Source organism: Flammeovirga sp. SubArs3, assembly GCF_947387565.1.
In the GTDB taxonomy this organism is placed as follows: Bacteria; Bacteroidota; Bacteroidia; order Cytophagales; family Flammeovirgaceae; genus Flammeovirga; species Flammeovirga agarivorans.
Genome location: NZ_CANDOA010000003.1, coordinates 39,613 through 52,234 on the forward strand (window position 1 = coordinate 39,613; position 12,622 = coordinate 52,234).

Consider the following 12,622-nt stretch of genomic DNA (forward strand, 5'->3'; position numbering starts at 1 on the left):
ATATGTCTAATCCACAGATTGATATATACTTTGTGGAGTTCTAAATACATAACAAACAAAAAATAATTTCTTAGAATGATTAATAAAATCATTTCCTTCTCAATAAAGAACAAATTATTGATAGGGATCTTTATACTCTTTTGGTTAGTCGGAGGAATCTGGAGCTTATCAAAAGTGCCTGTTGATGCTGTACCTGATATTACCAATAATCAAGTACAAGTAATCACACAAGCTCCTAGTTTAGGAACTGAAGAAGTAGAACAGTTTATCACATACCCTGTAGAGTTAGCGTTATCTAATTTACCAGATGTTGTGGAGATTCGTTCGGTAAGTAGATCAGGACTATCATTGGTAACTATTGTCTTCAAAGATCAAATGGGTACATTTTTACCTAGACAATTAGTTGCTGAAAAGCTTCCTGAAATTAAAGAAAATATACCTGCCGGCTTTGCAGAGCCATTTATTGGACCAATTACGACTGGTCTTGGTGAAATTTATCAATATACCTTAGAAGTTGATGAAGCATTTAAAGACAAATACTCTTTATCTGACCTAAGGTCTGTACAAGATTGGATCATCAAAAGACAAATGGCCATGGTTCCCGGTGTGGTAGAGGTCAATGCTTTTGGAGGTTATATCAAACAATATGAAGTAGCCGTAAAACCCGATGTGTTGAGATCAATGGACATTACTTTGTCGGAGGTATTTGAAGCATTGGAAAAAAATAATCAGAATTCTGGAGCGGCTTATATTGTCAAAAACCATAAAGCCAATTTTATTAGAGGAGAAGGTTTGGCAAGAAGTCTTTCTGATATTGAAAATATTGTAGTTGCACATCAGGGAGGACTCCCAATTAAAATTAGAGATATAGGTAAGGTACAATATGGTCATGCTGTAAGGTATGGAGCACTTACTAAAGAAGGTGAAGGTGAAGCCGTTGGGGGAATGATATTAATGTTGAAAGGAGCCAATTCTAAGGAAGTGATTCATGCTGTTCAAGAAAGAGTAGAGCTAATTCAAAAGTCTTTACCTGAAGGGGTAAGAATCAAAGAGTTTCTGGCAAGAAATAAGTTAATTGATAAGACGACTTCAACGGTATCACAAAACTTAGTAGAAGGGGCATTGATTGTAATTTTTGTACTTGTTCTATTATTAGGAAACTGGAGAGGGGGTTTAGTAGTAGCATCTACAATTCCATTATCATTATTATTTGCCTTTATGATGATGTATCAATTCGATGTATGGGCCAATTTAATGAGTCTAGGAGCTATTGACTTTGGTATAATTGTCGATGGTGCGGTGATCATTGTTGAAGCTACAGTGTTTGCAATGCACAGTAAAATAAAGGGAGCTATTCAGCTTTCGCAAGACGAAAAGGATCAGGCAACATATCAATCATCTAGTAAGATGATGAACTCTGCTTTCTTTGGACAACTTATTATACTTATTGTGTTTGCTCCCATCTTGACATTAGAAGGTGTAGAAGGAAAAATGTTTATTCCTATGGCGTTGACCTTTATGTTTGCCATGATCGGAGTAATGATTCTTTGCTTAACCTACGTACCGATGGTTTCTTCTTTATTTATTAATGTACACCAAGGTTCTACAGTTGGTTTTGGTGATAAACTGATAAGAGGTATTGAGAACTTCTATGAACCTATTTTATTAGTATCATTAAAAAGAGGAAAGGTGATTCTACTTTCATCATTTGTAGTATTAGTGGGTAGTATCTACATTTTCACAACAATGGGTGGAGAATTTATGACTCAACTTGATGAGGGAGATATTGCCTACCATGTCATGATGAAACCGGGTTCTTCTTTAGAAGAGACAATCGAAGCAACGACTAAGGTGGAAAAGATCATGAAAGATAATTTCCCCGAGGTGGAGCAGGTAATGAGTAGAATAGGTGTTGCTGATGTTCCCACAGATCCCATGCCTTTCGATTTGGCAGATTGTCTAGTGATTCTAAAACCTAAAAGTGAGTGGACTTCAGCATCTTCAAAAGAAGAATTGATCGAGAAGTTTAAAGAAAAATTATCAATATTACCTGGGGTGAACTATGAGTTTACTCAACCTATTGAGATGAGATTCAATGAATTGATTTCAGGGGTAAGAGAAGATATAGCAGTGAAACTCTTTGGGGAAGATTTGGATATTCTTGCAAACAAAGCTCAGGAAATTTCAAAATTAGTGAGTAAGGTAGAGGGAATTGGAGATATGCGTGTAGAAGCTACAGCAGGTTTGCCACAAATTTCCATCCAGTACAATAGAGAGAAAGTAGCACAATATGGCTTAAATATTTCAGACTTAAATACCTTAGTACAGACCGCATTTGCAGGGAAATCTGCAGGAATGATCTTCGAAGGCGAAAAGCGATTCGATTTGGTAGTACGTTTTGACAAAACTGAAAGAGATAACATAGATCAATTAAGAGAAATTTTAGTACCTCTTCGGGATGGATCACAAGTGCCTTTATATTTGGTGGCTGATATTGATTACGAAGTGGGACCAATGCAAATCAGTAGAGATAACACACAGAGAAGAACGTATGTTGGTATCAATGTAAGAGGTAGAGATATTCAGTCTGTGGTTGAAGATATCAAACAAATATTGGATGAAGAATTAGAACTGCCTCCAGGGTATTTTATCCGCTATGGAGGTCAATTTGAAAATCTAGAAAGAGCCAATAGAAAATTACAGATTGTTGTTCCAGTAGCCTTATTATCCATATTTTTCTTGTTGTTTATAGCACTTCGTTCTTGGAGGCAAACCATTATGATCAATATGGCGATACCATTTGCTACTATCGGTGGAATTTTAGCCTTATACTTTAGAGGATTACCATTTAGTATTTCAGCAGGAGTAGGATTTGTAGTGCTATTTGGTGTAGCTGTATTGAACGGTTTGGTATTGATTGAAGGTTGGAATGAACTTAAAGAGAATGGCGTAGATGATTTAAATGAACGTATTCGTTTAGGAACAAAAAGACGTATCCGACCAATATTATTAACTGCTTTAACGGATATCTTAGGATTCTTACCAATGGCTATTTCAGTATCGGCAGGGGCAGAGGTGCAACGTCCTTTAGCAACTGTTGTTATAGGAGGGATGATTACTTCTACACTTCTAACATTAATCGTACTTCCTATTATGTATAAAATGATAGAATCAAGAAGAGTGATTGTTAAACCCAATACAAAGATAGTTTCCGTAGCTTTTATTGGCTTTTGTATGCTTCTACTTCCTAAGCATGTAAAAGCTCAAACAGGAGTCATTGAAACTTTAGATCAGGCCATAGCGATTGGTTTACAACAGAATGGTAGTGTGAAAATTGCAGAGACGAATGTGCAACTAACTGAGGAACAGAAACGTCAGGCGATAGATATCAATAAGACAGAAGTTACTGCAGAATATGGACAGTATAACAGTTATCGTAATGATTTAGGAATAAGCATTTCGCAGAGTTTCGACTTTCCGACGGTATATTCTAGGCAAAGAAAGTTAGCCGAGGAAAATATTTCGGGTAGTAATATAAAGTTGCAGATGACTCAAAATCAAGTGGTCAGTGAAATTAGAAGTGCTTGGTATCAATTATCTTATCTGGTTGAAAGGCAGAAACTAATGTCTTTTCAAGATAGTCTTTATCAAGAGTTTTTAAGAGCGGCAACAATTAGGTTCGAGACCGAAGCAGCTAATTATTTGGAAAAGGCATCAGCAGAAACTCAAGTGATGCAAATTGAAAATGAGATTTATCTTCTACAAGCAGATATCTTAATTCAAGAAAATACCTTAAGAGTTTTACTTCAAGATACTTTAGGTTATGAATTTAAGCCTGCACCTTTGAATAAGAGAGGCGCTGAAACGGTGCTTGATCAAGAGAAAGTAAATAGTAATCCATTATTACAGTTTGCTCAACAACAAATTGAAATCGCCAATGCAGAACAAAAAGTAGCTTCTGCAGAGATGTTACCTGATATTCAATTAGGATATTTCAATAACTCTTTGGATGGATCAGTACTAAGTGATGGTAGTTTTGCTTCCTCATCAGACCGTTTCCAAGGATTTAGTGTGGGATTAGGTGTTCCTTTGTTTTTTGGCTCACAAAAAGCAAAAGTGAATGCTGCAAAACTGCAACGACAAATCGCTCAGATATCAGCAGATCAACAACAAATTAGATTGGAAGGGCAGTACAAACGTCTTATCCAACAACTAAATCAGTTGAATGGTAGCTTGGAGTATTATGAAAATAAGGCATTACCCCAAGTGGATAGAATTATTGACAATGCTCAGAAAAGCTTTGAAAATGGAGCCATCAATTATGTTGAATATTTCCAGAATGTAAACCAGAGTTTGGAGATAAAATATGCTTATCTGAATACATTGAATAATTACAATATGATTACTATTCAATTGGAATACCTTATTAATGAATAACTGACAAACTGAATTACGATAATAAAATGAAAAAACTAAATATATATATACTGACCTTGTTCCTAATGGTAGGGGCTTACTCTTGTTCTTCTTCCATTGGTGAAAACCATGAGCATAGCGAAGAAGAGAAACATGAACATAAAGAGGGGCATGAAGAAGGAGAACATGGTGAAGAAGTTCATATCAATGCTTTACAGTTTAAAAGTATGGATATGGAAATTGGAGAACTTCAAAAAATGAATATTGGTGAATATGTGATGACCAATGGAGATCTCGAAGTACCTCCTCAACACGATGCAGCTGTGACCACAATTATTGGAGCGAATGTCATTAAGATAAAAGTGATTGAGGGCGAGAAGGTGAAAAAAGGGCAAGTATTAGCTTATATCAGTCACCCTGATCTAATTAGTCTGCAGACCGAGTATCAACAAAAGTTTCATCAATTATCTTTTGCAAAAGAAGAATACAATCGTCAGAAAAAACTGTATGATGAGAAGGTAGGTTCTGGGAGAGAATATCAGAAAGCATCTGCATCCTACTTTAGTTTAAATGGTGAGGTGAAAGGTTTAGAAGCTCAATTGAAAATGTTGCTTCTCAATTTACCAAAGATCCAAGAAGGGCATATCTACGAAAATATACCAGTTGTTAGTCCTTTAAATGGATATATTCAGAAGGTCCTTGTTAAAACTGGGCAATACGTTTTACCTCAGAAAGAATTATTCGAAGTAATATCTCTTGATGATATACATGTGGATTTAATGGTATATGAAAAAGATATCTCTAAAGTGGAGGTAGGACAAGATGTGATTTTCACTACCGAAATAGAATCTGGGAAAAAGAGAAAAGCAAAGATTTTTAATATCGGTAAATCTTTTGAAAAAGGACCGAAAGCCATCCATCTTCATGCTGATATTGTAGATCAGAAAAATGACTTGATTCCGGGTACTTATGTAAGAGGAAAGATACTGATCAATAATAAATATGTAGATGCATTGCCCGAAGCGGCTGTAGTTCAAGAAGGTGAAGACTATTTCTTCTTTACTGTGGACAAAGAAGGAGACGAATGGTCTTTTAAACCTCAAAAGGTTCAGGTAGGAAATAGTGATCATGGAAATATTGAAGTGAAGTTATTGTACCCAATGAAACAGGGACAAAAAGTAGCTTTAAATAATGCCTATTATCTAATGGCTGAAATGAAAAAATCAGAAGGTGGACATCACCACCATTAAAAATAAAGCTCGCCTATTTTATAATAGGCGAGCTTTTTTGTAAGATCCACTTCTCTATGCTTATATTGGTCTTATAAATTCAACTCAAAAAGAATTATTTTGATCGATCAACACAATATCCAAGAATGGGTACATGAATATGCTGACGAATTATATAGGTGGGTTCTTAAGAGAACTGCAGATGTTCAAGTATCAGAAGATTTAATTCAAGAGACATTTATTGCTGCTCAACAATCAATAGACAAATTTGAAGGGAAAAGTTCTCCTAAAACTTGGCTGATTTCTATTTTGAAACATAAAATGTTGGATCATTTTAGAAAACAGAAGAGCAAACGGGAACAACCACAGAGTGATATTTTCTTTAATGAAAATGAAACTTGGAAAAAAGATAACAACCCCACCTTATGGGGAGATACTGATGAGCAGTTGATGAACAACTTAGATTTTGTAAAGGTTTTGCAAGAATGCTTAGGGAAACTGTCGGAAAGATCTCATATCGCGATAACCTCAAAATATCTTGAAGACAAAAAAGCAGATGAGATTTGTAAGGATCTTGAAATTTCAACGTCTAATTATTGGCAGCTTATCCATAGAGCCAAATTAAATCTAAGGAATTGTATTCAACTGAACTGGTTTAATAAATAACCTATTATCATGATTACTTGTAAAAAAGCAGCAGCTCTTATAGATAAAAAGGCAGAAGTGAAATTGTCTTTTATAGACAATCTAAAATTAAGTATACATACTGCCTTGTGTAAAACATGTAAGCTTTATGAGAAGATGACTTTACGTTTTGATGCTTCAATGTCTTTATTTTATAAAAAAAATGAAGATGTAAAGATCACACTGTCAGATGAAAAGAAAGAAAAAATTATAAATTCTTTAAAAAAATAAGATAGAGAGTGTAAGGATTAGTTTTCTCATACGACTAACTCATGAAGCTGAATAAGTTTCATGAGTTTTTTTGTAAAAGATAGTATGAGCTGAACGAAGAGAAGAGTTTTAAAGTCTATAGTTGTGGATTAAGTTTTTTGCTTTAAAATATCTTCTTCTTCATCAGTTCATAAAAAAACATATAGTATAACCTCTGCATTATCAATCAAATTTAAAAGCTTTCCTTTTTGGAGAGCTTTTATTTTTAAAAGGTACATTGACCTAACGTATCCATTATTTTGATTTTTTTCTCGATTTATATAAATTGATATTACTATACTTAGATTTTTTTGTACGAAACGAATTCATTTAACTTACTGCTATACATGAGGTATCTATTTTTGTTCACAGTTTTAGTTACCGGTGTGACGTTTATATGCAACGCTCAGGATCAACCGGTAAAAACTAAAGCACATTACGACCACCATCATAAGAAGAAATTAAAGAAGCATTATCACGACTTAAAATGCGAACACCATCATCTGGATTATACTTTTGTGGTGATAGATGACCCTTATCAACAAGGAAAGAAAGATGCTGAAATTATATCAACAAAGGTGGAAAACATCTCAAAAAATCAGAAAACGAAGATTATTGATGCATATACAGAGTTTTACCTCTCAATAAATAAATTTTCTGAGTTAGGTGTCAGTGAACGAAGAAAGAAATGTAAAGAACTACAGCAAGAAAGAGATAATAATATTCATTTGAGTCTGAATAATAATCAATACCTGATGTATTCAGATTTTATTAAAACATGGAATTAAATATAAATAAGTGGTTTCTGATCTTAGATTGGAAACCATTTTTTATTTCAAATTTGGAAGAATGCTACATGTGTAGATTTTTTTCCTTAAAAATTAAATATTAGTGGATTTCTGAAAAATTGAACTATTTGAGGATGTCTTAGTATAATTTCATAGCAAAATTGGGTAGTGGAAAAATAAAATAGTCAACAATTAAAAAAAAACTTACATACTAAAACTACTTTCTGTTAACGGGTGTAATTACAAATGAAACCTAATAAAAGAGTGTAATACTCCTTGAATAATATTCCTTGAATAACACCTAATTTAATTAATTATGACTCATTTTTTTAAGAGACACTTACCAGTTGCTCTTTTCATCATCACAACCTTGATCGGATGTTCTCAAAAGGAAAACGATCCTACCGATCCACAAAGCGGAGCACAAGATGGCCAAACAGCTCTAACAGATTACACTGTTCCTGATGGATTCAACTACGAAACTACTCAAGAAATAAACTTGAGAATAACTTCAGAGAATGTATCACAACCAGTAGTATATAGTATATATGCGATTGAAGATGGTGATAACTTACAGTTAAGAGGTAAAGCATTATCAGACGCAGAAGGTCGACTAGAATATTCGACAAACTTCTCTAATCATATAGAGGCTCTATATATAATGAGAAGTAGTAATGGTCGAGACCATTTTGAAAAAATACAATTAACAACAAACAACATTAATGTAAATTTTAATGAAGAATCGGAAAGGGTTAGAAATAATAATTCAAGGGTACAAGATTGTAATGATTTGTTATATGCAGTAAACTCGGATGGTGAACAGTTTACTATTGATTTAGAAAATAGTTATGCTCAATCTACTCCTATTGCAATTGCAGGTGGATCTCAAGCCAATGCAATTGACCGTTCAAGAAATATCATGTATTATGATGTAAGAACAGGAAGTAATTCAGCTAATCTATACAGTACTGATTTAGCTACTGGTACAGCTAATTTAATTGGTCAGAATAATACAGGTATTTCAGTATTTGATAACAGTTATGCTCGTATGGAATATGACCATGCTACTGATTATCTGATTATTGGAGATGCGAACAGAATTTTAATTATGGATGCATCAGACAATAGTATCGTTCATAATCCCACTGTAAATGGTTTAGTTCCTGGTGGTGGAAACCCGAATGGAGGTGGAGATATTGCCATTGATAATAATGGTAATATGTATATGGCTACAGGTACTGTTGGTCTATATTCAATGACCTTTAATAGTGATACTACAGTAGCTACCTGTACACAAATTACACCAGGTAGTTTCCCTTATTACATAACAGGTATTGCGTTTGATAGAAACAACAATATGTATGCTACAGTCAACTCAAGTGGTAATGCAGTTTTATTACAAATGGATCCTTCAGATGGTTCATACACCATACTTGATACTTTAGATCACCCTGTTAGAGATATCTCGGGTTATCGTTGTACAGCTCAAGAAGCAGATTCTGACGATGATGGTGTAGTTGATGCAAATGATGATTATCCGAATAATCCAAACAAAGCATTCAACAATAATTATCCAACCGCAGGAGCATGGTCATCGGTAGCATATGAAGATTTATACCCTCACAGAGGTGACTTTGATTTCAACGATTTGATCATTGAATACAATTTCAATTTGATCACAAATGCCGATAATGATGTGGTGGAAATGGATATGGAATTCAAAGCAAAATCTGTTCAAGCACATTTACATTCTGGTTTTGCTGTAGAGTTACCGTTCCATGCTGACTCTATCAGTAGTGTAGCAGGTTCAATTTTAACAGGAGGTGTAGTTTCATTAGACAGTAAAGGTCTAGAAAGTGGAATCCCAGCAGAAAAACCTGTAGTAATCATCTTTGATAAATCATCCGATGTGTTAAGTGGTACAGGACCAGTGAAATCAAGTAGTACTATTAATGTAGTAGTAAGCCTAAGTAGTCCAGTAGCATTATCATCACTAGGAGATGTACCTTATAATCCATTTATCTTCGTAAATAGTGAAAGAGATAGAGAGGTGCATTTACCAGGTAAATCATATACTTCTAAATTCAAAACAACATTTATTCAAGCAGGTGAAGATGTAGGTGGTTTTAAAACTGTAGAAAACTATCCATGGGCAGTACATGTTCCAATTCGTTTTGATCCTCCAAAAGAGAATGTAGATATTACTAATGCCTATGTCAATTTCTCAACTTTTGCTACTACTGGTGGTGGAAGCAACCGTAATTGGTATACAATGCAAGAAGGAAATAGAAATACGAGTAATCTACACGAACAGTAAAATATAATTAATTAAATGATAAAGCCCTTCCCAGTTCTTTGTGATCTGAGGAAGGGCTTTTTGTATTTATCGGTTTACCTATTTTGAAGGGAAATGAGTTTTTCCAGGTTTTTCTGAGTGATACAACGTAACTTCCATAGGTTCCTTTTCTACTTCTAAGGTGTGTGTTACCGGAATACCTTTGTCGTTCATAAATGTAATCTGATAATCTTTTTCTTCTTCAAGGTAGAATTGAAGAATGTCATTCATATCTTTCAGTGGTCCAGCAGTTTTACCATTTTCAATAATTTTTCTATCTAGTGAAACGGTAATTTCAGATTCGACTCTATTATTACTTATCAGCGAACATGTTTTATCTTTAAACATTTTAATTCGAACTGCTACTTTTCCCTCTTGATCAGCATGACTAGCTTGTTCCTTCTTCCATAATTTAATGTAACGATCTGTTACGTTATGAGCATGAACATATTTAATCGAATAATCCCATACTAGAGGGAAGGCATGTTCGGCAGGTTTCCAAGAAGAAGCATAGATCCAGTTTTTAGGATCTTCCGTATTTGCAGCACCTGCATCAGCTAAAAACCACCCTTTGTCTAACCCAGAAGGGTAGTACTCTGTAAAATACCACTTGCCATTTACCCAAACTTCGTTCCAGTTATGGTTGCCCTCTTTTAGTGTCCAATTAGGAGTACCAGCCAATCTTGCTGGGATTCCCACAGCTCTAAAAGCATCGGCCAACAATACTGATAACCCAGAACATGAAGCCAAACCTTGATCTATAGATTCATAAGGCGACTGATCGGGTTTTTCTCTTTCTGTAGAATATTTTACTTCTACAATATCAATAATGGTATCATTAATAACTTGAATAGCTTCTTCTAATGATTTGCAATCTTTGACAATCGGTGCAAATCTTTGGTAGAAGTCTTTTCTCCAGTCATCTCTTCTTTCATTCATTAATGCATAGGGTAATACATCATTATAAAAGATAGAATCGGGAATAGATTTTCCCCATAGGAATTCATTTTTAGCTTGATATGCCAATTGAACATTTTCTAATAAATAAGCGGACGAAAGTGTTCTAAGGTCTCTTTCAGGCATATAGGCAATAAGAAACGCCATACCGTTTTTCATTTCAGTAGGTATATCTTCTAAAGCTGCTTCAATGTCTTGTCTATTGTCTCCTGCTTTTGTTAATGCACGATCAAGCAGAGAGTGGTATTGTTGATCGATTCCTTGGTATTTAGCTGAACATCCCATTAAAAGTATTAGTACTGAGATGTTTAAAAAAAAGTATTTCATTTTCATATAGTAAGATTGATAATCTTTTGATGAGTTGAAAGTACTAATATTTTCTTGTTTATGCTTGTTTGTGCTTGTTATTACTTTTTAATAAATGAAAACAATGCAAGTTTTTGAGTGATCTATAAAAAAGGCGAGCTTATGATGTAATGAGCTCGCCTTTTTTACTTCTTTTATTCTGATTTATATAGCCTCTGCAATAAGTTCTTCTAATTGAGTAGAAGCAGGTGCAGGAGCAAAAGCATCAATAATATTACCTTCCTGATTAATCAATATAAATCTTGGTAGTCCAAAAATTTTATATCCAGAATAGAACTTGTCTACATTTGAAGTCCATACATTATCATCGATTTCAAGATCGTTGTTTTCCACATAATTTTTCCACATTTGTTGGTCTCTGTCTACACTTAATGTGATAAAATTGATCTTTTCATGATCATACTTGTTTCGTAATGAGTTCATGTCTATCAATTGACTTTCACACTGAGTACACCAAGTTGCCCAAACGTTGATATAGACCAATTTCCCTTTATATTGGTTGATGTCGAAAAACTTTCCATTACTCGTGAATGTATCTTTGATTTCGGGGGCAGGGTTTCCATTTTTTATCGTTGAATGTTTTTTAATCAATGCAATCAGGTCATTCTTATGAGAAAACTCAGGGAAGTCCTGCAAAAATTGATACAATAAAGTTTCTGAATTATGATTAAACCCATAATTAGTAATAGATCTACTCACATCAGAAGCGATAAGTTTTTCTTTAATATTATTGGGTAGGTTAGAGCGTTTGTATTCATCAGCTCTTAAAGCGTAATAAAATTCACCACTCTTCTGGTAAATAACATTGTTGAAATATTTAACATCACTATAATGTGGAATGTAATACGATAAATAATTGAAATTCTGTTGGTATAATTCATCGATAATCGAAAGGTCAAAGTTTTTAATATCTGCTTTATCGTCTAATACATATTCCTCTTCTCTTGCTCTTCTTGTTTGAAGATCATAATTGATGCGGATAAATGAAGTTTCTATCTGTATGATTTGTAATAACACCTCTTTCTGATGTTTTTTCAGGTTTTCACTGATTTTCGATGTCATTTCATTTTCTAAATCCTTGATGGTTTTATTAAAATCAAGAATAGAAAGGTCTTTATAATTGATATTTTCATACACTCTATCAAAAGTACGCTGAATCTCATATAGGGATTGATTGTATGCTGCATTGTCTCCTTTAAAAACTACGTCTCCATCTTCTTTTGTGATTTCGATACTTTGCCCAGGAGATACTAAGAACTCTAAATCAAAGTTGTCATCATGAATGGTTAAATACGAGGTGGCATCAATGGAATAGTTATATTCTGCTTCGCTAACTTTATCTAAGGAGACTTTTTCCTCGGTCGCATTTAATGGGCTGTACTTTACCGCCGTAATGCTTTTGCCAGAATTACTTTTGTAATAAATACTCCCTTTTTTAGGAGTACAACTGACCAATAATATGATCAGTGAGAGAGTAGTATACACAAGTCGCATGTTTGATTTAGTTTAGTGAAGTTTGTTTAGTAAAGAATACTAGAATTTTTATGCCAACTTTTTGTGTTTACTATAGATACGTATTTTAAGTTGAAGTAGAGAGT

General features: G+C 34.0%; 8 protein-coding genes. 6 read left to right on the top strand and 2 right to left on the bottom strand.

From position 1 onward, the window contains the following. Positions 1–75: 75 nt before the first annotated feature. The 6 genes from QL232_RS09350 (at position 76) to QL232_RS09375 (ending at position 9,683) form a co-directional block, all read left to right on the top strand. On the top strand, positions 76–4,437 hold the full coding sequence (locus tag QL232_RS09350; RefSeq protein WP_281613925.1) for a CusA/CzcA family heavy metal efflux RND transporter: 4,362 nt from the start codon (positions 76–78) through the stop codon (positions 4,435–4,437). Between the two features lie 26 nt (positions 4,438–4,463). Then, a complete protein-coding gene (locus QL232_RS09355) occupies positions 4,464–5,666 on the top strand; it encodes an efflux RND transporter periplasmic adaptor subunit (protein WP_281613926.1) in 1,203 nt (400 codons plus the stop codon). 99 nt (positions 5,667–5,765) lie between these two features. Continuing rightward, positions 5,766–6,311, top strand: a complete 546-nt coding sequence (locus QL232_RS09360; protein ID WP_168882896.1) for a sigma-70 family RNA polymerase sigma factor — start codon at positions 5,766–5,768, stop codon at positions 6,309–6,311. 9 nt (positions 6,312–6,320) lie between these two features. Beyond that, the gene (locus QL232_RS09365) at positions 6,321–6,560 is read left to right on the top strand and encodes a hypothetical protein (RefSeq protein ID WP_281613927.1); all 240 of its coding nucleotides are present in this window, start codon (positions 6,321–6,323) and stop codon (positions 6,558–6,560) included. Between the two features lie 365 nt (positions 6,561–6,925). Further along, complete coding sequence (locus tag QL232_RS09370) at positions 6,926–7,366, top strand: hypothetical protein (protein ID WP_281613928.1); 441 nt, start codon at positions 6,926–6,928, stop codon at positions 7,364–7,366. Positions 7,367–7,682: 316 nt separating this feature from the next. Beyond that, a complete protein-coding gene (locus QL232_RS09375; protein WP_281613929.1) occupies positions 7,683–9,683 on the top strand; it encodes an LruC domain-containing protein in 2,001 nt (666 codons plus the stop codon). Between the two features lie 78 nt (positions 9,684–9,761). Here QL232_RS09375 and QL232_RS09380 read toward each other — a convergent pair whose 3' ends face one another. Next, a complete protein-coding gene (locus QL232_RS09380; protein WP_281613930.1) occupies positions 9,762–10,985 on the bottom strand; it encodes a transglutaminase-like domain-containing protein in 1,224 nt (407 codons plus the stop codon). A gap of 183 nt (positions 10,986–11,168) precedes the next feature. Beyond that, positions 11,169–12,518, bottom strand: a complete 1,350-nt coding sequence (locus tag QL232_RS09385; protein ID WP_281613931.1) for a TlpA family protein disulfide reductase — start codon at positions 12,516–12,518, stop codon at positions 11,169–11,171. Positions 12,519–12,622 lie beyond the last annotated feature (104 nt).